18 protein-coding genes are annotated in these 21,587 nt (G+C 62.3%); 14 read left to right on the forward strand and 4 right to left on the reverse strand.

Going from position 1 to position 21,587, the window contains the following annotated elements:
- Positions 1-276: 276 nt before the first annotated feature.
- The gene (gene gltX, locus QRN36_RS18715; RefSeq protein ID WP_285425425.1) at positions 277-1,758 is read right to left on the reverse strand and encodes a glutamate--tRNA ligase; all 1,482 of its coding nucleotides are present in this window, start codon (positions 1,756-1,758) and stop codon (positions 277-279) included.
- A 239-nt stretch (positions 1,759-1,997) separates the two neighbouring features.
- Between gltX and QRN36_RS18720 the strand changes: the two genes are divergently transcribed.
- Positions 1,998-3,053 carry an HlyD family secretion protein gene (locus QRN36_RS18720; protein WP_093459253.1) on the forward strand — a complete coding sequence of 352 codons (1,056 nt, stop codon included), beginning with the start codon at positions 1,998-2,000 and terminating at the stop codon, positions 3,051-3,053.
- 49 nt (positions 3,054-3,102) lie between these two features.
- A complete protein-coding gene (locus QRN36_RS18725; protein ID WP_285425536.1) occupies positions 3,103-4,593 on the forward strand; it encodes an MDR family MFS transporter in 1,491 nt (496 codons plus the stop codon).
- Between the two features lie 60 nt (positions 4,594-4,653).
- Here the strand turns inward: QRN36_RS18725 and uvrB are convergent, their stop codons facing one another.
- Entirely contained in the window at positions 4,654-6,669 is a 2,016-nt protein-coding gene (uvrB, locus tag QRN36_RS18730) for an excinuclease ABC subunit UvrB (RefSeq protein ID WP_093459255.1), read from the reverse strand.
- Positions 6,670-7,006: 337 nt separating this feature from the next.
- Between uvrB and QRN36_RS18735 the strand changes: the two genes are divergently transcribed.
- Positions 7,007-8,203, forward strand: a complete 1,197-nt coding sequence (locus QRN36_RS18735; RefSeq protein ID WP_285425426.1) for an amino acid aminotransferase — start codon at positions 7,007-7,009, stop codon at positions 8,201-8,203.
- A gap of 139 nt (positions 8,204-8,342) precedes the next feature.
- Here the strand turns inward: QRN36_RS18735 and QRN36_RS18740 are convergent, their stop codons facing one another.
- Positions 8,343-9,323, reverse strand: a complete 981-nt coding sequence (locus tag QRN36_RS18740; RefSeq protein ID WP_285425427.1) for an isopenicillin N synthase family oxygenase — start codon at positions 9,321-9,323, stop codon at positions 8,343-8,345.
- Between the two features lie 368 nt (positions 9,324-9,691).
- Between QRN36_RS18740 and QRN36_RS18745 the strand changes: the two genes are divergently transcribed.
- From QRN36_RS18745 to QRN36_RS18790, 10 genes are all read left to right on the forward strand, one after another.
- Positions 9,692-10,879 (forward strand): alpha-hydroxy acid oxidase, encoded by a 1,188-nt coding sequence (locus QRN36_RS18745; RefSeq protein WP_285425428.1) that lies wholly within the window; start codon positions 9,692-9,694, stop codon positions 10,877-10,879.
- Positions 10,880-10,883: 4 nt separating this feature from the next.
- The gene (locus QRN36_RS18750) at positions 10,884-12,260 is read left to right on the forward strand and encodes an FAD-binding oxidoreductase (protein WP_285425429.1); all 1,377 of its coding nucleotides are present in this window, start codon (positions 10,884-10,886) and stop codon (positions 12,258-12,260) included.
- A 104-nt stretch (positions 12,261-12,364) separates the two neighbouring features.
- Positions 12,365-13,201 carry a transporter substrate-binding domain-containing protein gene (locus QRN36_RS18755; RefSeq protein WP_285425430.1) on the forward strand — a complete coding sequence of 279 codons (837 nt, stop codon included), beginning with the start codon at positions 12,365-12,367 and terminating at the stop codon, positions 13,199-13,201.
- Between the two features lie 204 nt (positions 13,202-13,405).
- Positions 13,406-14,065, forward strand: a complete 660-nt coding sequence (locus tag QRN36_RS18760) for an amino acid ABC transporter permease (RefSeq protein ID WP_285425431.1) — start codon at positions 13,406-13,408, stop codon at positions 14,063-14,065.
- Entirely contained in the window at positions 14,062-14,733 is a 672-nt protein-coding gene (locus tag QRN36_RS18765; protein WP_093459262.1) for an amino acid ABC transporter permease, read from the forward strand. The genes QRN36_RS18760 and QRN36_RS18765 overlap by 4 nt, the downstream gene beginning before the upstream one ends.
- A 62-nt stretch (positions 14,734-14,795) precedes the next feature.
- A complete protein-coding gene (locus tag QRN36_RS18770; RefSeq protein WP_285425432.1) occupies positions 14,796-15,635 on the forward strand; it encodes an amino acid ABC transporter ATP-binding protein in 840 nt (279 codons plus the stop codon).
- Between the two features lie 135 nt (positions 15,636-15,770).
- Positions 15,771-16,508: a histidine utilization repressor gene (gene hutC, locus QRN36_RS18775; protein ID WP_285425433.1), complete on the forward strand. Its 738-nt coding sequence runs from the start codon at positions 15,771-15,773 to the stop codon at positions 16,506-16,508.
- A gap of 100 nt (positions 16,509-16,608) precedes the next feature.
- Complete coding sequence (locus tag QRN36_RS18780) at positions 16,609-16,890, forward strand: hypothetical protein (protein WP_285425434.1); 282 nt, start codon at positions 16,609-16,611, stop codon at positions 16,888-16,890.
- Between the two features lie 342 nt (positions 16,891-17,232).
- The gene (locus tag QRN36_RS18785) at positions 17,233-18,558 is read left to right on the forward strand and encodes an MFS transporter (RefSeq protein WP_285425537.1); all 1,326 of its coding nucleotides are present in this window, start codon (positions 17,233-17,235) and stop codon (positions 18,556-18,558) included.
- Positions 18,559-18,833: 275 nt separating this feature from the next.
- Positions 18,834-19,667: an oxidoreductase gene (locus QRN36_RS18790; RefSeq protein ID WP_285425435.1), complete on the forward strand. Its 834-nt coding sequence runs from the start codon at positions 18,834-18,836 to the stop codon at positions 19,665-19,667.
- 38 nt (positions 19,668-19,705) lie between these two features.
- Here the strand turns inward: QRN36_RS18790 and QRN36_RS18795 are convergent, their stop codons facing one another.
- Positions 19,706-20,467 carry a FadR/GntR family transcriptional regulator gene (locus QRN36_RS18795; RefSeq protein WP_285425436.1) on the reverse strand — a complete coding sequence of 254 codons (762 nt, stop codon included), beginning with the start codon at positions 20,465-20,467 and terminating at the stop codon, positions 19,706-19,708.
- A 226-nt stretch (positions 20,468-20,693) separates the two neighbouring features.
- Between QRN36_RS18795 and QRN36_RS18800 the strand changes: the two genes are divergently transcribed.
- A complete protein-coding gene (locus tag QRN36_RS18800) occupies positions 20,694-21,434 on the forward strand; it encodes an SDR family oxidoreductase (protein ID WP_285425437.1) in 741 nt (246 codons plus the stop codon).
- Positions 21,435-21,587 lie beyond the last annotated feature (153 nt).

The following is a 21,587-nucleotide window of genomic DNA, read 5'->3' on the forward strand; positions in this document are numbered from 1 at the left end:
AACCGCTGACCTCCTGCATGCCATGCAGGCGCTCTCCCAGCTGAGCTATAGCCCCACATTACACTCTCAGATAACGCTGCGTTGCCGCCGTGTTTCTGTGTTGCCGTGTGGACGGGGCGCATATTAAGTGCGGTCCCGATACCTGTCAAACTCTTTTTCAACAAATTTCAAAAGAATTTTCCGGGATAACAATCACTTACCGCCCTCCCCCGGTTTGCCCCTTCGAATTCGAGGGACTTGTCGGCCCTGGGCATCCCGCTCAGGGCCGACAATGCCTCAGCCGATGGCGCCCAGCAGCTTTTCCCACTCTTTGTTTTCTTTCTTCGACACGCCACCCAGCAGGTCCAAGGCCTGGCGCAGACGGAAACGGGTCAGGTCCGGCCCGAGGATTTCCATGGCGTCGGTCACCGATACCGAATTCGCCTGACCGGTGATGGCAGCGAACATCAACGGCATCGCGTCACGCAGCTTGAGCTCCAGGTGCTCGACGACGGCCTGGATGCAGCCCGTAATTCGGTCCTTTTCCCACTGACGGAGTGACTCGAGCTTCCACAGGATCAGTTGCATGACCTGACGCACCTGCTCCGGCGACAGCTTCTTGTGCTCGAACAGTTTTGCGTCCGGGGTCACGCCGCCGGCGAAGAAAAACCCGCCCAACGGTGCAATCTGGCTGAAAGTTTCGACACGGCCCTGAACGTGGGGCGCGATCTTCATCATGTAATCGCTGTTGAACGCCCATTTCTGCACGCGGGCGGCGAACGCTTCCACCGGCAGTTCGCGCAGCCACTGACCATTGAGCCAGGACAGCTTCTCGATGTCGAAGATCGGGCCGCCAAGAGACACGCGATTCAGGTCGAAGTTATCGACCATCTCCTGCAACGAGAACTTCTCGCGCTCGTCCGGCATCGACCAGCCCATGCGGCCCAGGTAGTTGAGCATCGCCTCAGGCATGAAGCCCATGCGTTCGTAGAACGTGACCGAGGTCGGGTTCTTGCGCTTGGAGAGCTTGCTTTTGTCCGGGTTGCGCAGCAGCGGCATGTAGCACAGCGCAGGTTTTTCCCAGCCGAAATATTCGTACAGCAGGATCAGCTTCGGCGCCGAAGGCAGCCACTCCTCGCCGCGCAGCACGTGGGTGATGCCCATCAGGTGATCGTCGACCACGTTGGCCAGGAAGTACGTCGGCAGGCCGTCGGTCTTCATCAGGACTTGCATGTCCATGCGATCCCACGGGATTTCGACCTCGCCGCGCAAGATGTCCGGCACGATGCACACTCCTTCGCTCGGCACCTTCATGCGGATCACATGCGGCTCGCCCGCGGCCAGACGGCGCGCGACTTCTTCCTTGGAAAGCAGCAGTGCGCGGCCGTCGTAACGCGGGGTTTCACCGCGTGCCATCTGTTCGGCGCGCATCTGGTCCAGTTCTTCGGCGGTGCAGAAGCACGGGAAGGCGTGGCCGGCGTCGACCAGTTCCTGGACGTACTTCTTATAGATGTCGCCGCGTTCGCTCTGGCGATACGGACCATGCGGGCCGCCCACATCAGGGCCTTCGCTCCACTCGATGCCGAGCCAGCGCAGTGCGTCGAAAATCTGTTGTTCGGACTCGCGGGTCGAGCGCAGCTGATCGGTGTCTTCGATGCGCAGGATGAATTCGCCGCCGTGCTGCTTGGCAAAGCAGTAGTTGAACAGTGCGATGTAAGCCGTGCCAACGTGAGGGTCGCCGGTGGGCGATGGCGCGATGCGGGTACGAACGGTGGTCATGGAAAATTCCGAATAGATCGAACAAGCCGCGAATCTTAACAGGCGCAGCCGTCGCGGCTCCAGCGCCAGCTCGGCATGGCGGACAGAATCGGCCCGGTGACATCCCGCAGCGTCAGCGCGGCATGGCTCCACCCGACTGAATACCGAAATATCACTTCCAGTCATTATTCCAACGGCGGCTAGGTGTCCAATCGCGAATGCTGATAAATTTGCTTACATTCTAATAATTCAGAACGACCATGCCCGCCCAACTCAAACGCCGCCTGCTCATCTTTCTCGGGGTGGTCCTGCTGATCGCCCTCGCCTTCTTCGCCCAGTGGTACTTCAAGGGCCGGTTCTACGAATCCACCGACAATGCTTACGTGCAGGGCGAGATCACGCGCGTTTCCAGTCAGTTGGGCGCGCGGATCAGCGAGGTGCTGGTGCAGGACAACCAGCCTGTGCAGCAGGGGCAATTGCTGGTGCGTCTGGAACCCGACGACTTCCGGCTGGCCATCGAGCGGGCGCAGGCCACCCTTGCTACGCGTGAAGCCGAGCGCCTGCAAGCGCAAAGCAAGCTGACTCAGCAGGCGAGCCTGATTGCCGCAAGCGACGCTCAGGTGCAGGCCAATCAGGCGACGCTGGGTCGTACGCAGCTCGACCTGGCCCGCCTGCAGAAACTGCGCACGCCGGGGTTCGTCTCCGAAGCGCAGGTGACGACCATGACCGCCGACAGCAGCGTCGCGCGCTCGCAAGTCACCAAGGCCCAGGCCGATGCGCAGAGCCAACGCCAGCAAGTCAATGCGCTGAACGCCGACATCAAGCGCCTGGACGCGCAGATCGCCAACGCCCGCGCCGACCTGGCTCAGGCGCAGATCAACCTGCAGCGTACTGAAATTCATGCACCGATCAGCGGCCTGATCGGCCAGCGTGCCGCCCGCAACGGTCAGTACGTTCAGGCTGGCGCCTACCTGTTGTCGGTGGTGCCTGATGAGGACATCTGGGTGCAGGCCAATTTCAAGGAAACGCAGATCGAGCACATGGAAATCGGTCAGCCGGCCGAACTGACCTTCGACAGTTTTCCGGGCACGCCGATTCAAGGGCGGGTGGACAGCCTGTTCGCCGCCTCCGGCGCGCAGTTCAGCCTGCTGCCGCCGGATAATGCGACGGGCAATTTCACCAAAGTCGTGCAGCGCATTCCGGTGAAGCTGACGTTCGCGCCGGATAACCCTCTGCATGGCAAGGTTCGCCCGGGAATGTCGGTGACCGTTTCGGTCAACATCAAGCCGGCGAACGACCCGCACAGTGGCCGGTGACGAGCTGATACGTCCGGTCGGTGAGCCGACCCGGCGCGACTGGATTGCAGTGATGAGCGTGATGCTCGGCGCCTTCATGGCGGTGCTGGACATCCAGATCACCAACTCGTCACTCAAGGACATTCAAGGCGCGCTCTCGGCGACCCTTGAAGAAGGCTCTTGGATTTCCACCTCCTATCTGGTGGCCGAGATCATCATGATCCCGCTCACCGCCTGGCTGGTGCAGCTGCTCTCGGCGCGGCGTCTGGCGGTGTGGGTGTCGGTGGGGTTTCTGCTGTCTTCGCTGCTCTGCTCGATGGCCTGGAGCCTGGAAAGCATGATCGTGTTCCGCGCCATGCAGGGCTTTACCGGCGGCGCGCTGATCCCGCTGGCGTTCACCCTGACGCTGATCAAACTCCCCGAACACCACCGCGCCAAAGGCATGGCGCTGTTCGCCATGACGGCGACCTTCGCGCCCTCCATCGGCCCGACCCTGGGAGGCTGGCTGACGGAGAATTTCGGTTGGGAATACATTTTCTACATCAATATTCCGCCTGGCCTGGTGATGATTGCCGGGCTGCTCTACGGACTGGAAAAGAAAGCGCCGCACTGGGAACTGCTCAAAAGCACCGATTACGCCGGCATCGTGACCCTCGGCGTCGGCCTCGGCTGCCTGCAGGTGTTTCTGGAAGAAGGGCATCGCAAGGACTGGCTGGAGTCGACGCTGATCGTGGGCCTGGGCAGCGTCGCCCTGCTCAGTCTGATCACGTTCGTGATCATCCAGTTTTCCCGACCCAGACCGCTGATCAACCTGAGCATTCTGGGTAACCGCAACTTCGGACTGTCGAGTATTTCCAGCGTCGGCATGGGCGTAGGATTGTACGGCTCGATCTATCTGCTGCCGCTGTACCTGGCGCAGGTGCAAGGCTACAACGCCCAGCAGATCGGCGAAGTGATCATGTGGATGGGCGTGCCGCAGCTGTTCTTGATTCCGCTGGTGCCACAGTTGATGAAGGTCATCTCCCCCAAAGTGCTGTGCACCCTTGGCTTTGGCCTGTTCGGCATTGCCAGCTTTTCGTCAGGCGTGCTCAACCCTGACTTTGCCGGGCCGCAGTTTAACCACATCCAGATTGTCCGCGCCCTCGGGCAGCCACTGATCATGGTCACCGTCTCACTGATCGCCACGGCATTCATTCAGCCGCAGGACGCCGGTTCAGCGTCGAGCCTGTTCAACATCCTGCGCAACCTGGGCGGTGCCATCGGCATCGCCTTGCTGGCCACGCTGCTGGACGCCCGCACCAAGACCTACTTCGATTACCTGCGAGAATCCATCTCCCCCGCCAACCCGCAGGTGGCCGAGCGCCTGACGCAACTGACCGACCGATTGGGCAACGAGACGGCGGCACTGGGCAAGCTCAGCGAAATCGCCCACCAACAGGCCGCAATCATGGCCTATAACGACGCGTTTCACTTTGTCGGGATCGCGCTAGGGATCAGCATGGTGGCGGTGATGCTGACCAAAAAGCTGCCGTCGGGCTTCAAGGGTGGGGCTGCGCATTGACGCCATCCAGCTCATCGAGCCTTATGCGGCGCGTAGAACCGTGCGAGCAGCATCAAACACTCAAACCGCCAACAACCGCTCCCGCAGTTTGGTGATTTCATCACGCATCTGCGCCGCTGCTTCAAACTCCAGATCCCGAGCCAGTTGGTACATCTTCTCTTCCAGCTGGCGAATGCGCTTGGTGATTTCGCTGGGTGAGCGCAGCTCTGCTTCGTATTTGGCGTTTTCCTCGGCGGCCTTGGCCATGCCTTTGCGTTTTTTGCTGCGCGAGCCGGGGACGGTGGCGCCTTCCATGATGTCGGTGATGTCCTTGACCACGCCTTTGGGCGTGATGCCGTTGGCGAGGTTGAACGCGATCTGCTTGTCGCGACGGCGTTCGGTCTCGCCGATGGCCCGCTCCATCGAGCCGGTCATGTTGTCTGCGTACAGGATCGCCCGGCCGTTGAGGTTGCGCGCCGCGCGGCCGATGGTCTGGATCAGCGAGCGTTCGGAGCGCAGGAAGCCTTCCTTGTCGGCATCGAGAATCGCTACCAGCGACACTTCGGGCATGTCCAGGCCTTCGCGCAGCAGGTTGATCCCCACCAGCACGTCGAAGGTGCCAAGGCGCAGATCGCGGATGATTTCCACCCGCTCCACGGTGTCGATGTCCGAGTGCAGGTAACGCACGCGCACGCCATGATCGGCCAGGTAGTCGGTGAGGTCTTCGGACATCCGCTTGGTGAGCGTCGTCACCAGCACGCGCTCTTCCAGTTCGACGCGCTTCTTGATTTCCGACAGCAGATCGTCGACCTGAGTCAGCGCCGGACGGATTTCGATCTGTGGGTCGACCAGGCCGGTCGGCCTGACGACTTGCTCGACCACGCGCCCAGCGTGCTCGCCTTCATAAGGACCGGGCGTGGCCGAAACGAAGATGGTCTGCGGGCTGACGGATTCCCACTCGTCAAATCGCATGGGCCGGTTGTCCAGCGCCGACGGCAGGCGGAAGCCGTATTCCACCAGGGTTTCCTTGCGCGAGCGGTCGCCCTTATACATGGCGCCCACTTGCGGCACGCTGACGTGGGACTCGTCGATCACCAGCAGCGCATCGGCCGGCAGGTAATCGTAGAGCGTGGGCGGCGGCGCCCCTGCGGGACGACCGGACAGGTAGCGGGAATAGTTTTCGATGCCGTTGCAGTAGCCCAGCTCGAGGATCATCTCCAGGTCGAAACGGGTGCGCTGTTCCAGGCGCTGCGCTTCCACCAGCTTGTTGGCGCCGCGCAGGTACTCCAGCCGCTCCTGCAGCTCGACCTTGATCCCTTCCATCGCGTCCAGCAGCGTCTCGCGCGGCGTCACGTAGTGGCTCTTGGGATAGAAGGTAAAGCGCGGCAGCTTGCGAATCACCTCACCGGTCAGCGGGTCGAAGGCCGACAAGCTTTCGACCTCATCGTCGAACAGCTCGATGCGAATGGCCTCGAGGTCCGATTCGGCGGGGAAAATGTCGATCACGTCCCCGCGCACGCGAAAGGTCGCGCGGGCGAAGTCCATGTCGTTGCGGGTGTACTGCAAGTCCGCCAGACGGCGCAGCAAGGCACGCTGGTCGAGTTTGTCGCCGCGATCGACGTGCAACACCATGCGCAGGTAGGTTTCCGGACTGCCCAGACCGTAGATGCACGACACCGTGGTGACGATGATCGCGTCCTTGCGCTCCAGCAGGGCTTTGGTCGCGGACAGGCGCATCTGTTCAATGTGGTCGTTGATCGACGCATCCTTCTCGATGAAGGTGTCGGACGAAGGCACATAAGCTTCCGGCTGGTAGTAATCGTAGTAAGAGACGAAGTACTCGACCGCGTTGTTCGGGAAGAACGCCTTGAACTCGCCATACAACTGAGCGGCCAGGGTCTTGTTCGGCGCCAGCACGAGGGTCGGGCGCTGGACCTGCTGAATGACGTTGGCAATGCTGAACGTCTTGCCTGAGCCGGTCACACCCAGCAGCGTCTGGTGCGACAGCCCGGCGTCGATGCCCTCGACCAGCTGACGAATGGCTTCCGGCTGATCCCCGGCCGGCTCGAAACGGGTAACGAGTTGGAACTCGGACATAACGTACCTCTGTGTTCGCCCCCACAGCATGACGTCTGGCCGGGGCGTAATGAGCGCGGACGGCTGATCCCGCCAAAGGAAAAGACGCACGTGAAAGGAAGTGATGGGACTACAAATGGAGTCGTCATCGCCGGCTTTCAAGCCGTCGTCAGGACATTAGTCCGCGCGACATGACTAATGGTCGGGAAATAATCGGAAATACCTCGAAAAAACCGCCCCTGACCTGTCGCCCCCGTCGGCGATGGCCTCTATACTAGCTCCCCGTTTGTGCACCGCTCTAGTGCATTCGGCCGGAGCGATGCTACCCATTCACTCCCCATTCAGAGCTGCCGCAAAAATGAGCCTGTTCTCCGCTGTCGAAATGGCACCACGCGATCCTATCCTGGGCCTCAACGAAGCATTCAACGCTGATACCCGTACGACCAAGGTCAACCTGGGTGTAGGCGTTTACAGCAACGAAGAAGGGAAAATTCCGCTGCTGCGTGCCGTTGCCGAAGCAGAAGAGATTCGTGTCGCTCAACACGTACCCCGCGGCTATCTGCCGATCGATGGCATCGCAGCCTACGACAAGGCCGTGCAGACCCTGCTGTTCGGTGCCGAGTCGCCATTGCTGGCCTCGGGCCGGGTCATGACCGTGCAGGCCGTCGGCGGTACCGGCGCGCTGAAAATCGGTGCCGACTTCCTCAAGCAGCTGTCACCGGACGCGGTCGTCGCCATCAGCGACCCGAGCTGGGAAAACCACCGCGCGCTGTTTGAAACCGCCGGCTTCCCGGTGCAGAACTATCGCTATTACGACGCCGCGACCCATGACGTCAATCGCGCGGGCATGCTGGAAGACCTGCAGAATCTGCCGGCGGGCTCCATCGTCGTGTTGCACGCGTGCTGCCACAACCCGACCGGTGTCGACCTGACCCTGGAAGACTGGAAAAAAGTCCTTGAGGTCCTGAAAACCAAAGGCCACGTGCCGTTCCTGGACATGGCCTATCAGGGCTTTGGTGATGGCATCGACGAAGACGCCGCCGCCGTGCGCCTGTTCGCCGACTCCGGCCTGACGTTCTTCGCCTCCAGCTCGTTCTCCAAATCGTTCTCGCTGTATGGCGAGCGCGTCGGCGCGCTGTCGATCGTCACCGACTCCAAAGAAGAAACCGCGCGCGTTCTGTCGCAGGTCAAGCGTGTGATCCGCACCAACTACTCCAACCCGCCGACCCATGGCGCGACCATCGTTGCCGCGGTGTTGAACAGCCCTGAGCTGCGTCAGAAATGGGAAGACGAGCTGGCAGAAATGCGCCTGCGCATTCGTGGCATGCGTGAAGAGATGACCCAACGTCTGGCGAACAATGCCGCGGGCCAGGACTTCAGCTTCGTCGCGCGTCAGCGTGGGATGTTTTCCTATTCGGGCCTGACCACCGAGCAGGTGCATCGTCTGCGCAACGAGTTCGGCATCTACGCGCTGGACACCGGCCGCATCTGCGTTGCAGCGCTGAACACGCGCAACATCGGAGCGGTGACCCAGGCGATTCTGGCAGTGATCTGAAACAGCGGCGGCAAGCCGGAAACGGCATGAGGGGAAGCAGATTGATGTCTGCTTCCCCTTTTTTGTGCTCGACACACAACCCCGCAGGAGCGCGCTTGCTCGCGTTCATCCAATCGAATGCATCGGCTCATGGCCCTAATCACTGCGCTTTCCTGCGATACGCCATGGAGTCGTCGATCCGCTTGAGGATGTAATCGCCTGCCGCCACGGGTGGATAAAGGCTGGATGCGGAATCGATGCCCAGATCACAGGGGTCGACCACCGCGCCGTAGGTCGGGTCATAGAAAGTCGCAATCGAATACCGCTCGTGCCCCGACGTGTTGATCACCCGATGCAGCGTCGATCGAAAACGGTCATTGGACCAGCGCGCCAGCAGATCGCCGACGTTGACCACCAGGCTGCCTTCCATCGGCGTCGCGTCGATCCAACTGTTGCTGCCCAGCTCGCGCACTTGCAGGCCGCCGCTGTTGTCCTGATACAACAGCGTGATGCAGCCGTAATCGGTGTGCGGCGCCACGCCGAACTGATCCGTCTCAGCCCTCGGCGGATGCGGCGGGTAATAGACCATCTGCGTGCGTTGCAGGCGTTTGCCGTACTTGGGCTCAAAAAACGCCGGAGCAATGCCCAGTCCCACCGCGACCGCCTTGAGCAAGTCCGCACCGGCCTCGCCGATTTCTTCGTAATACGCATCCAGCGCCAGACGCAGTTCGGGCATGAAATCCGGCCACTGGTTGGGCCCGCGCAGCGCCTCCCCCGCCAACACGCATGGATCGTCTTCCGGCAACTCCAAGCCCATGCTGAAGAATTCCTTGAAGTCCGGCTTGGTCGCTTCGTACATCAGCGCCCCGCCCAGCGCGTGCCAGCCGCGATGGCGTTTGTTGACCGCGACCTGACGCTTGACCTCCGCCGGGAAGGCAAAAAAAGTCTTCGCCGCAGCCATGGCGGCGTCGATCACCTTCTGCGGCACGCCGTGATTGATGATGTAGAAAAACCCGGTTTCGCTGCAGGCCTTGCGGATGGCCTCTCCGGCACGCGCGATCGCCGACGGGTCGCCTTCTCGGACACCGGCCATGTCGATCAGCGGGAGGCTGATGGATGCGGGGTTGCTGTGAACGGTCATGCAAACTCCTGTCTACGAAAGGATCGGCAAGCTGTATAGACAGGTGAAGCATTTAATATGCCGTGCATGAGACGCGGGAGTCTGCAGGGCCATGCGTGCCCGCGATTGCGGTGTGTCAGACAGGCAATCAATGGCTGACCACCGCAATCGCGGAACATCGTACGTGCCTGTGCAGATGGAGCGAACCGGGCGGCATGAAGTTTCTGGACGCCCCATCAATGGGCACGGGAACGCAATCGGTGCAACTTTTGGTGACATCCTTTCGGCTTTTCTGCTGCGAGATCGTTGGCAACCCGAGACCCAGCCTCCAGCGCTGAACTGGCCTGTATCTTGCGTCGGCTGTCTATACAGCTCGACCAAGGACATTCATGCGTCGTTATCACGCCGGCACTGATTTCAATCGTGCGCACAGCATCGCCGAACTGGCCCATATGGCCCGTCGTCGCTTGCCGCATTTCGCCTGGGAATACCTTGAGGGCGGCGCCGAGGAAGAACTGACGCTGGCGCGCAATCGCCAGGCGTTCGCCGAGGTCAGCCTGTTGCCCCGAACGCTGGTGCCGGGCGAGTCGCCGGACACGCACCGCATGCTACTCGGCGAGCACAAAACCCTGCCGATGGCCATCGCGCCCACGGGCTACAACGGCATGCTGTTTCGCGACGCCGATATCCACCTGGCGCGCGCCGCCACCGAGCGCGGGCTGCCCTTCTCCCTGAGCACGGTCTCGACCACTTCGATGGAGCAGATCGTCCAGGCCGTTCCGGGCGTCGATCTTTGGTTTCAGCTTTACAGCATGAGCGACCCCGCCGTGCAGGAAGACTTGCTGCAACGCGCCGACGCCGTGGGTTGCAAGACCTTGCTGCTGACCACCGACGCCGTTCTGCTCGGCAATCGCGAATGGGACCGACGTAATTTCGCCCGTCCGCGCCAACTGAGCCTGCGCAACAAGCTGGACGTCTTGCGCCATCCGCGCTGGATCCGGCAGACGCTGTGGCCCCACGGCATGCCGAGCATGGCCAATCTGGATCGCTACTTGCCTGCCGATCAACGCAACGCAGCCGGCGCCGCGCATTTCATCGGCGCGAAGATGGAGAAGCAGCTGAGTTGGGAGTTTCTCGCCCGCCTGCGCGAGCGCTGGCCTCATCGGCTGCTGCTCAAGGGCGTGATGCATCCTGAGGACGCCGAACGCGCCGTGCAGCTTGGGCTCGATGGCGTTGTGGTGACCAACCATGGCGGACGCCAGCTCGACGGCGTGCCTGCCAGTCTCGATTGCCTGCCAGCCATCGCCGAGGTCGCGAAAGGCAAGCTGAGCATTCTTCTGGACAGCGGCATCCGGCGCGGCACCGACATTCTCAAAGCCTGCGCACTGGGCGCCGATGCAGTCCTGCTGGGCCGCGCCACGCTGTATGGCGTCGCCGTGGGCGGTCAGGCGGGTGCCGGTCACGCCCTTGATCTGCTGAGTCATGAATTGCGTCTGGCCCTGACCCTGCTCGGGCAGCCGGACCTGAACCAGTTGCGCGCCAGCCGCCAGCGCGACGCGACCTTTTCCGTGAGTTGATGTCATGAACGACCTGCAACAGACCCTCACCCGATTGCGCGACGCCCTGGGCGACGGGCAGGTGCTGACGGGCGACTCGATCAGTCAGCGTCACTACAGCGACTGGACCCGCCACGCCCCCACCTGCCCGGCAGCGCTGCTCCTGCCTAAAGACACCGAACAGGTCGCCGCCGCCCTGCGCATCTGCAACGCTGCAGGTCAACCGGTCGTCCCGCAAGGCGGCATGACCGGGCTGGCGGGCGGCGCGGTGCCGAGGGCGACGGACATCGCCCTGTCGCTGGATCGTTTGCAGGGCATCGAAGAAATCGATGCCGCGGCCGCCACTGTCACGGTCAAGGCCGGTACCGCTCTGCAGGACATTCAGCACGCTGTCGCCAACGCCGGCTTTCTGTTTCCGCTGGACCTGGGCGCGCGCGGTTCCTGCCAGATCGGCGGCAACATCGCCACCAACGCCGGCGGCAACGCAGTGATCCGTTATGGCATGACCCGCGACCTGGTGCTGGGCCTGGAAGTCGTGCTGGCCGACGGTCGTGTGTTGAACCTGATGAACAAGATGATCAAGAACAACTGCGGCTATGACCTGAAACAGTGCTTCATCGGCAGCGAAGGCACCCTTGGGGTGATTACCCGCGCGGTGCTGAAGATGGCGCCACAGCCGGGCCAGTCCACCACGTTGCTCTGCGCCCTGCCCGACTACCCCAGCGCCGTCGCCTTGCTGCGGCGCATCCAGCGCAGCGTCGGCACGCCCCAGGCGTACGAATTGATGTGGCAGGACTTCTTTCGCATGGGCGTGTCCTGGCTGGAAAACCCGGTTTCGCCCATGCCGGATCATCACCCGCTTTACGTCCTGCTCGAATCCTCGGCCAGCGATGAAGCGCTGCAGCAGACACTGGAAGCCGCCCTCAATGCGGGCGAAGTGGTTGACGCCATCCTTGCCAGCTCGCAGGCCCAGGCGCGCAGCTTGTGGAAGATCCGTGAAGCGACCGCAGAGTTTCCGGTGCGCCTGGCGCCGTTGAATTTCGACATCAGCCTGCCCATTGGCCAGATCGGTGAGTTCGCAGACCTGTGCCGCGAACGCCTGGACCTGCGCTGGCCCGGCAACCGCAGCGTGTATTTCGGCCACATCGGCGACAGCAATCTGCACCTGACGGTGGACTGCCATTCGCTGCCTCAGCCTGCGCCCGTGTTCGAGATCGAAGAACTGGTCTACAGCGCGGTCGGCGAGCTGGGCGGGGCGGTGTCCGCCGAGCATGGCATCGGCCTGCTCAAGCGCGAGTTTCTTCACCACTCCGTCAGTGCGGACGCCATGCAGACGATGGTCGCGCTGAAGAACAGCCTGGACCCCAAGGGCATTCTCAACCCGGGCAAGATCTTCGGCTGAACGGCCGGCCGGTTGTATATACCGGTATGGCACGCTAACTGCAGCACCCGTAGCACATCTGCCCCACCTCACGACGACAACACTGCATCTGAAGGAGTTACACAATGCGACTCGATTCTCTTTTCAGTAAGACGTTCAAAAGCCTGAGCATCGCGGCGGCGCTGACGGCTTTCTCCATCGCGGCGCAGGCGGACCAGTTGGCCGACGTGAAGAAAGCCGGTGAGCTGGTTGTCGGCACCGAAATGCAATTTGCCCCGTTCGACTTTCTCGATGGGGGCAAACAGAAAGGCCTGAACGCCGAGTTGTTCGAGGAGCTGGGCAAGGAGCTGGGGGTCAAGATCAAGTTCCTCGATCTGCCTTGGCCGAGCGTGCTGCCAGGGCTGGAAGCGAAGAAATTCGACGTGGTTGCCGGCCCGATCATCGTCACCAAGGCGCGCAAAGAGCGCTATCACTTCGTTTCGCCCATTGCCGAAGCCACTGTGGCGCTGATGGCGGGGGCCAAGGACGACAGCATCAAGAAGCCTGAAGACATCGCCGGCAAAACCGTGGGTGCCGGTAAAGGGTCAGCGCAACTCGAAGAGCTCAAAGCCTTCGCCGCGACCCTGCCGGAGAAGGTCACCATTCGCGAATACGTCGACAACAACCAGGCTTACGCTGACCTCGCGGCCAAGCGCATCGTCGCCGTCGCCAACTCGCTGCCGAACATCTCTTACGTCGCTGCCCAGAAAGCCAATCTGTACAAAGTGGTGCAGCCGCCGTTCGGCAAGAAATCCTATTTCGCGTACCTGGGCCGCAAGGACGCCGATGCCGACAGCCTGATCGCGGCGCTGGACGCAGCCCTGACCAGGATGCACGACGACGGCCGCCTCGCCGCCCTGCAGAAAAAATGGCTTGGTGCGGAGATGGACGTGCCGAAGGGTGATTTCGAGCCGACGTGGTAAAGCGCGCGCTCAGCAACGCCACGCCCCTCTGCAGGAGCGCGGCTTGTCCCGCGACCGGCGACGAAGTCGTCGTAAAGTCTACCCATGCGGTGTTTCAGGTGCCGCCGGGAGACATGGACTTGCGACTGCTTCGCAGCCGATCGCGGGACAAGCCACGCTCCTACACGTGCAACGCCACCCGTTCGAGATAGCTGGAGTCACAACGTGTTCGATTGGCCCTTGCTGCAGCAGAACGCACCTTTATTGCTCGGCGCCCTGTGGGTGACGTTGCAGGTGTCCATCGCCGCGCTGGCGTTCGGTTTCGTCATCGGCATCGTCGTCGGCAGCCTGCGTCTGTCCCCGATTCCCCTGCTCCGCCGTCTGGGCGGCGCTTACATCTTCGTGTTCCGCGGCATTCCGCTGCTGGTCCAGTTGCTGTTCATTTATTACTTCCTGCCGCGCATCGGCCTGCCCAACGTGTCGCCCACGGTGGCCGCGATCATTGGCCTGTCGCTGGCGGCGGGCGCTTACATCGCGGAAATCATGCGCGGCGGTTTCCTCGCCATTCCGGGCGGCCAGCTCGAAGCCGCAGGGTTGCTCGGCATGAGCGCCAGCCAGATGCTGATCCGCATCCGTGTGCCTCAGGCCGTACGCCTGACGCTGCCGGCGCTGGTCAATGAAATGATCCTGCTGATCAAGGCATCGTCACTGGTGTCGGTGGTGGGCCTGGCCGATCTGACGCGCACCGCGCAGAACCTCGCCGCCAGCGACTACATGTTCGTTCAGGACTACCTGATGCTGGCCGGCTTCTATTGCCTGATCAACATTCCGCTGGCCTTCTGTGGCAGCGTGCTGGAGCGTCGGCTCAAGGAGGAGACCGCATGATCTTCGATCCGACCATCATCACCGACCACCTGGGCGACATCGGCTCGGGCTTCATGGTCACCCTCGCCACGTGGAGCAGCGGCGTCGTGCTCGGCATCGCCCTGGGCATGTTGATCGCCGTGGCACAGGTATTCGGCAACAACGTCGTGCGCGCGCCGCTCAGGGTGTTCATCGAGCTGATCCGCAGCACGCCGTTTCTGGTGCAACTGTTTCTGGTGTACTACGGCGGCCCGTCCTTCGGGTTGAGCCTGGACCCCATTCCGGCCGGCATTCTGGGCCTGGGCGTCTATGGCAGCGTGTACTTTGCCGAAATCTTCCGCTCCGGCTTCGACTCGGTCGCCCGCGGGCAACTGGAAGCCGCCGATTGCCTGGGCATCACCCGCCTGCAATGCATCTGGCGCATCCAGGTCCCGCAGATGCTGGTGATCATCCTTCCGGCGCTGGTGAACATGATTACCGTGCTGTGCAAGGAAACCGCCGTGCTGTCGATCATCACCATTCCGGAGCTGACGATGGTGCTCACCGGGATCGGCTCGGAGACGTTCGCGTTCGTCGAAACCCTGCTGATGCTGTGCATCGGCTACCTGATTCTGGTGGAGCTGTGCTCGCGGCTGGGCATGCTCCTGGAAACCCGCGTCGGCCGCTTCATGAACAAGCAACCACGATGAACAGTTTCCTGATTCCCAGCGGCCCCGTGTCCGCCAGCACACGCGAGAAACAAGGTGAAAGCATGAAGACTTCGGCAACAGCGCCCGGCGAGCAGCCAACCATTCTGACGCTGGACAGGGTCGGCAAAAGCTTCGGCAACCTGCGCGTGCTCAAAGGCATCGATCTGCAGGTGCGCCGCTCCGAAGTGGTGTGCCTGATCGGCCCTTCCGGGTCGGGCAAAAGCACCCTGCTGCGCAGCATGGCGTTTCTCGAGGAATACGACGAAGGCCAGATCCGCATCGAGGGCCAGTTGCTCGGCTGGCAGGAGACCGACAAGGGTCGCCGTCGTGCTCCGCAGTCGCAGATCAATCAGGTGCGGCGCAACGTCGGCATGGTGTTCCAGCAGTTCAACCTGTGGCCGCACATGACAGCGATCGGCAACGTCTGCGAAGCCTTGCGCCGCGTGCGCAAACTGCCCGCAGACGAAGCGAACACCCGTGGCATGGCGATGCTCGACAAGGTCGGTCTGGCACACAAGGCCCAGGCCTATCCGGCGCAGTTGTCGGGCGGTCAGCAGCAGCGCGTGGCGATCGCCCGGGCACTGGCGATGGAGCCGCACATCATGCTGTTCGATGAGCCGACTTCGGCGCTGGATCCGGAACTGGTGGGCGAAGTGCTGCAAGTGATGAAGACGCTCGCCAAAGAAGGCATGACCATGGTCGTGGTGACCCACGAGATGGGTTTCGCTGCGCAGGTGGCCGACTCGGTGATTTTCCTCGATCAGGGCGAAGTGGTCGCGCGCGGCACGCCGCAGCAGATTTTCCACAACGCGGAACAGCCGCGTTTGCAGCAGTTTTTGCAGAACTACCTGGACCGCAACGCATTCTGGCAGGACGGCAAACAGCAAGCGCTGATCTTGTAAGAGCGCGCCTGCCCACGATCGGCCGGGAACCGGTCGTAAGATCTTGAGACAGGATGGCGCAGACCCGTCGTGATCGCGGGCAAGCGCGCTCCTGCAGGTGATCATCCGGACCGTACTGCGTTAAGGAGGTCAATGATGGACAAGCCGGCACCGCAGGCCCTGTATCGGCAGGCCAAGGAGTTCGTGCACGGCAAGCTGGTGTCCGGGGAATGGAAGCCCGGCGACCTGATTCCGTCGGAGAACCGTCTGGTGCTGGAACTGGGCATGTCGCGCATGACAGTCAATCGCGCCTTGCGCGAACTGACGGAAGAAGGCCGGCTGCTGCGGGTGACCGGGGTCGGCACGTTCGTGGCCGAGAGCAAGCCGCAGTCCAACCTGCTGCACATCACCAACATCGCCGACGAGATCGTCGCGCGCGGTCATCGCTATCACTGCCAGGTGCTGCATCTGGGTCGGGAAGCCGCTTCGATGCCGATCGCCGCTGCGCTGTCCCTGACGACCGGTGCGTCGGTGTTTCATCTGCTGTGCGTGCATTACGAGGACGGCGTCGCGGTGCAGCTGGAAGATCGCTACGTCAATCCGCAGACCGCCCCGGCGTTTCTCGAGCAGCCATTCGGTGACACGTTGCAGTCGGCGCGCTATCTGCTGCAGATCATTCAACCGGACGAGATGGAGCACATCGTCGAAGCCAGTCACCCGAGCGCCGAGGAGCGCAGGTTGTTGCAGATCGACGCCAGCGAGCCGTGTCTGGTGTTGCTGCGCCGGACGTGGAACAGCGGGCGCGTGGTCACCTTCGTGCGGCTGGTGCATCCCTCCTCGCGCTATCGCCTCGGCAGCCGCCTGCCGGTGACGGGCGCCTATCGAGACAGCTGAGCCGCGCTGGCAACCAGTCGGCAGATTGATCGAACGCTTGCAAGGCGGCGCCATCGATATCTGTAAGCCCTTTGAACAGGGCATGACCGAAGAGGTGGATATGGCTAACCCGAATAATCAGCAGAACGGCGAACGCAACGACCCGGCCATTGACCCGGATACCCCGGATAACCAGATGGGTCAGGACAAGGCGCCTGCACAGGGCGGCGCGCAGAGTCAGAGCAACAACGGTGCGCAGAGCCAGGAGAACAACGGCAATCTGTCCGGCGAAAACAGCTTCACGCCTGACTTCGAGCCCGAAGAGCATGAGTCTCCGGACACCACCAAAGAAGAAAACCAGACGGGAGAGACTGACCGGGATATCGATGCGCCGGCGGGCTAAGCACCCCCGCGCTCTACATTGACACGCTTGCCCGCGAAGACACTCATGATCCGAACAAATGCTGCGTCAGCTGCAGCTTGATCGGATGAGATGAACGCTTCGCTGGCAAGCGCGCTTTTACCCGTTTTCGACGCCTCTCGACAGTCCGTCAAACGCGCGAACCGCTCAAACTCAAGCATTGCCCATTGCACAGCCCCCTGCCGAACCGGCACCATCACGCTTTCGTCTGTGCTTGCAGACCCGCCTGTCGCCTCTCTCGGAGCGTTGTCGATAATGGTCCAGCCCGCCACTCAGGATTCCCCACGCGTCAACGATAAACTGACCTCTCGCGAGTTTCGCGGCATGGTCGCGATTCTGCTGTCCATCGCCCTGGCGACACTGGACACAGCCATTGCCAATACCGCACTCCCCGCCATCGCCGCCGACCTGCACGCCTCGCCTGCCGCATCGGTGTGGATCATCAATGCCTACCAACTCGCCGCCGTCGCCACCTTGTTGCCGTTCGCCGCGCTAGGCGGCGTGCTGGGGCAGCGCAAAGTGTATCTGGGTGGCCTGATCCTGTTCGTGGTGTCGTCGGCGCTGTGTACGTTTTCCTGGTCGTTGCCGACGCTGACCATCGCCCGCGTACTGCAGGGCATTGGCGCCAGCGCGATCATGAGCGTCAATGCCGGGCTGATCAGCTCAATCTTCCCCCACGAACGCCTCGGTCGCGGTCTGGGCATGAACGCGCTGGTCGTCCGCACCTCGTTTTCCATCGGCCCGACCATCGCCTCGCTGGTGCTCTCAGTCGCCAACTGGCCCTGGCTGTTCGCGATCAACCTGCCGATCGGCGTGTTCGCGCTGGTCTTCGCCTGGAACTCCCTGCCTGCCACCCGGCCGGGCAGCCTGACCTTCGACCGGGTGACCGCGATCCTCAACGTGATCACCTTCGGCGCCCTGATTTTCGCGCTCAGCCAAGCGGCGCAGCTGGGCTCCATGAGCAGCGTGCTGATTGCGCTGGCGGTGTTTCTGGTGGGCGGCGCGGCGATGCTCAAGCGCGAGGCGGGCCATCCTGCACCGATGTTTCCGCTGGACTTGCTCAAGCGGCCGATGTTCGCCCTGTCGGCGCTGACCGCATTCTGCTCGTTCGCCACCCAAGGGCTGGCGTTCGTGTCACTGCCATTCTTTTTTGAAACCACGCTCGGCCGCGACCCGGTGCAGACGGGGTTTCTGATGACGCCATGGTCCGTGGTGGTGGCGATGATCGCGCCGTTCGCCGGGCGCATGTCGGACCGCTACCCACCCGGCCTGCTGGGCGGCATTGGCCTGGCCATGCTGTGCGGCGGGATGATCTCGCTGGCGACCATGCCGGCCGACGCCAGCGTTGTGTCCATCGTGCTGCGGATGATCCTTTGCGGCATCGGCTTCGGTTTCTTCCAGGCGCCCAACCAGAAAGCCCTGATGACCAGCGCCCCCAAGGAGCGCTCCAGCGGCGCCAGCGGCACCATCGCCACGGCACGGCTGATCGGTCAGGCGACAGGCGCGGCGCTGGTCGCGTTGAGCTTCGGCATCTCCAGCGCACACGGCCCGGTGCTGGCCTTGAGCATTGGCGCCGGTTTCGCCGCCGTGGGCAGCGTGGCGAGTGGATTGCGGCTGGTGACCAAGAACTCGGCCAACCCCCGAACCTGAACGCTGCACGCCCGTTCGCAGGCGCTCGCACCCGCTCTGTCACTGCATGAGCGCGCTTGCCCGCGAAGACTGATTTCCAGCCGCTGCATCTCCACCCAACGCACCGGCCCCTTCCCGGCTGAAGCTGGTCCTGCAAGTGCTCGCGCGCAATGATCGGTGATGTCGCCCCGTGCAGGATCAGGCAATCATCCCGGAGGACTGGTACAGCGCTTCGCAGCCCGAGGTTTCTAATATGGCGTTATCGAGCAACGACATCTGCCTTGTGAGGAAACGACATGACCACGACCAAAACCCTGTTCATCACCGGCGTCAGCAGTGGCTTCGGCAAAGCGTTGGCGCAGCAGGCGCTGGCCGCCGGACACACCGTGATCGGCACCCTGCGCACCCAGGAAGCACTGGCCGAATTTGAATCCCACACGAACGGCCGCGCCCACGGTGTGCTGCTGGACGTCACCGAATTCGACGCCATCGACACCGTGATCGCCAACGTCGACAAAGCGTTCGGGCCGGTGGACGTGCTGGTCAACAATGCCGGCTACGGTCACGAAGGCATTCTGGAAGAGTCGTCGCTGGACGAATTGCGCCGCCAGTTCGACGTCAATGTGTTCGGCGCCGTCGCGATCACCAAAGCCTTCGTGCCGTTGTTTCGTCAGCGTCGCAAAGGCCACATTCTCAACATCACATCGATGGGCGGCTTCATCACCATGCCGGGCATCGCCTACTACAACGGCAGCAAGTTCGCGCTGGAAGGAATTTCAGAAGCATTGGGCAAAGAGCTCAAGCCGTTCAACGTGCACGTCACGGCAGTGGCGCCAGGCGGGTTTCGCACGGATTGGGCAGGTCGTTCGATGCAACGCTCGCCTCGCCAGATCGCCGATTACGACGAAACCTTCGACCCGATCCGCAAGGCCCGGGAGGAACGCAGCGGCAAACAGATCGGCGATCCGCTGAAAGCGGCGAACGCCATGCTGAAACTGATCGACAGCGAAAACCCGCCTGCCCACCTGTTGCTCGGCAGCGATGCGTTGAAACTGGTGCGGGACAAGCTGGCCCTGCTGGAATCGGAAATTGCCGCGTGGGAAGCGGTGACGCTCTCCACCGACGCATGACTGACCACGGTTGAGAGGGTCTGCAGCCGCGGCGACGGTTACGCCCCGCCGCGACTGAAGATCCGGATCACTTCATCCAGGTGATCGGCCATCGCCTGCCGCGCGGCGTGCGGGTCACGGTTCTGCAGCGCCTGCAGAACCAAACGATGCTCGTGCTCCGAGCGGAACGGCATGTCGTCCGAGGTGTAATGCGCCTGCAGACGCTGGAACATGCTGCCGTATTGATGACCCAGCAAGTGCTGGATCATCAGCGCATACGCCGGGTTGCCCGACGCCTGGGCGATGCGGATATGGAACAGCCGGTCGCCCGGATGAGTGTGGGAATGTTCGCGGTTGTCGCGGGTGTTGCGCTCGAAGGCTTCGCGGATCGACTCCAGCTCTTCATCACTCGCGTTCTGCGCCGCCAGCGCCGCGGTCTCCGGCTCGATCAGACGGCGCGCCTGGAGCAAGGCGAACGGCGGAATTTCCGCACTGAAATCCACCTCGATGCCCAGCTCCGGATCGACGTCTTTCCACTGATCGCGGGTCGCCTGGGTCATCACCGGTTCATCCGACAGCGACTGCACCGGTGGCTCACACACCAGTACGCCGTTCCCGACGCGCACATCGACAAGGCCGATGACTTCCAGCGCGATCATCGCCTCGCGCACCGACGCTCGACTGACACCCAATAACTTGGCCAGCTCTCGTTCGGCGGGCAATCGGCTACCGGGCGGAAATTCGCCGCTGTCGATCAAGGCCCGAAGCTGATCGGCGATCTGGCGGTAAAGCCGTTGGTTATCAATAGCTTGGATTGGCATGGGCACTCGGCTCAAAGATGAAGATGGCTGTCCGGCATGAAAATGACCTTGTTGAGGCCGAAAACAAGTGCTAAAAACAGGACCAATGGCCTGACCATTGTACGCCTGTGACGAGCGGATGATAGCAAACCCGGAAGGGTTCGGCTCAACTCCCCTGGCACGCGTTGAATGGCCTGACCATCAGACCGACCACGGTCGCCTCAACAATAAAAACAAAGGATGCATCATGGACCTTACCGGTAAGCGCGTGCTCATCACTGCCGCAGCTCAAGGCATCGGTCAAGCCAGTGTCGAGGCTTATCTGAATGCCGGCGCGGAAGTCTTTGCGGTCGATATCAACGGCGCCGCGCTGGACACCCTGCAGGGCGTGCACAAACACGTACTCGACGTCACCGACCACCGCGCCATCGAGCAACTGGCCGCTGAGATCGGCGCACTGGATGTACTGTTCAACTGCGCAGGCGTGGTGCACAGCGGCAACATTCTGGAGTGTTCGGACAAAGACTGGAATTTCGCGTTCGACCTCAACGTCACGGCCATGTACAAGATGATTCGGGCGTTCCTGCCCGCGATGCTGGCCAACGGCGGCGGCTCGATCATCAATATGTCGTCGGTGGCCTCGGCCATCAAGGGCGTTCCCAACCGCTTCGCCTACTGCGCCAGCAAGGCCGCCGTGATCGGCATCACTCGCTCGGTCGCCGCCGACTTCGTCGGTCAGAACATCCGCTGCAACTGCATCTGCCCCGGCACCGTCGAGTCGCCGTCATTGCGTCAGCGGGTGGCCGAACAGGCGGCCCGCGAGCAGCGGGACGAGGCCGATGTGTACGCTGCGTTCGAGGCCCGCCAGCCCATGGGCCGCCTGGGTACGCCGCAGGAAATCGCGCAACTGGCGTTATACCTCGGCTCCCCTGCCAGCGGGTTCACCACCGGTACGGCACAGATCATCGATGGTGGATGGAGTAATTGAACTCACCCACGCCTACCTGCCCCCTGTAGAAGTGAGCTTGCTCGCGATGCGATATGTCTGTTTCGCAAGCGGTGGCTGATACGACGCTCTCGCGAGCAAGCACACCTATACGGGCTGAGACCCCATGCTGATTCATCATTCAAACGAGGACAT

The sequence above is a fragment of the Pseudomonas sp. efr-133-TYG-103a genome (genome assembly GCF_030209235.1).
Taxonomy (GTDB): domain Bacteria; phylum Pseudomonadota; class Gammaproteobacteria; order Pseudomonadales; family Pseudomonadaceae; genus Aquipseudomonas.

Excerpts from the sequence above, each read along its gene's own strand:
- gltX (WP_285425425.1), bottom strand. The coding sequence starts at position 1,758 with ATGACCACCGTTCGTACCCGCATCGCGCCATCGCCCACCGGCGACCCT.
- QRN36_RS18720 (WP_093459253.1), top strand. The coding sequence starts at position 1,998 with ATGCCCGCCCAACTCAAACGCCGCCTGCTCATCTTTCTCGGGGTGGTC.
- uvrB (WP_093459255.1), bottom strand. The coding sequence starts at position 6,669 with ATGTCCGAGTTCCAACTCGTTACCCGTTTCGAGCCGGCCGGGGATCAG.
- QRN36_RS18735 (WP_285425426.1), top strand. The coding sequence starts at position 7,007 with ATGAGCCTGTTCTCCGCTGTCGAAATGGCACCACGCGATCCTATCCTG.
- QRN36_RS18740 (WP_285425427.1), bottom strand. The coding sequence starts at position 9,323 with ATGACCGTTCACAGCAACCCCGCATCCATCAGCCTCCCGCTGATCGAC.
- QRN36_RS18745 (WP_285425428.1), top strand. The coding sequence starts at position 9,692 with ATGCGTCGTTATCACGCCGGCACTGATTTCAATCGTGCGCACAGCATC.
- QRN36_RS18750 (WP_285425429.1), top strand. The coding sequence starts at position 10,884 with ATGAACGACCTGCAACAGACCCTCACCCGATTGCGCGACGCCCTGGGC.
- QRN36_RS18755 (WP_285425430.1), top strand. The coding sequence starts at position 12,365 with ATGCGACTCGATTCTCTTTTCAGTAAGACGTTCAAAAGCCTGAGCATC.
- QRN36_RS18765 (WP_093459262.1), top strand. The coding sequence starts at position 14,062 with ATGATCTTCGATCCGACCATCATCACCGACCACCTGGGCGACATCGGC.
- QRN36_RS18770 (WP_285425432.1), top strand. The coding sequence starts at position 14,796 with ATGAAGACTTCGGCAACAGCGCCCGGCGAGCAGCCAACCATTCTGACG.
- hutC (WP_285425433.1), top strand. The coding sequence starts at position 15,771 with ATGGACAAGCCGGCACCGCAGGCCCTGTATCGGCAGGCCAAGGAGTTC.
- QRN36_RS18780 (WP_285425434.1), top strand. The coding sequence starts at position 16,609 with ATGGCTAACCCGAATAATCAGCAGAACGGCGAACGCAACGACCCGGCC.
- QRN36_RS18785 (WP_285425537.1), top strand. The coding sequence starts at position 17,233 with ATGGTCGCGATTCTGCTGTCCATCGCCCTGGCGACACTGGACACAGCC.
- QRN36_RS18790 (WP_285425435.1), top strand. The coding sequence starts at position 18,834 with ATGACCACGACCAAAACCCTGTTCATCACCGGCGTCAGCAGTGGCTTC.
- QRN36_RS18795 (WP_285425436.1), bottom strand. The coding sequence starts at position 20,467 with ATGCCAATCCAAGCTATTGATAACCAACGGCTTTACCGCCAGATCGCC.
- QRN36_RS18800 (WP_285425437.1), top strand. The coding sequence starts at position 20,694 with ATGGACCTTACCGGTAAGCGCGTGCTCATCACTGCCGCAGCTCAAGGC.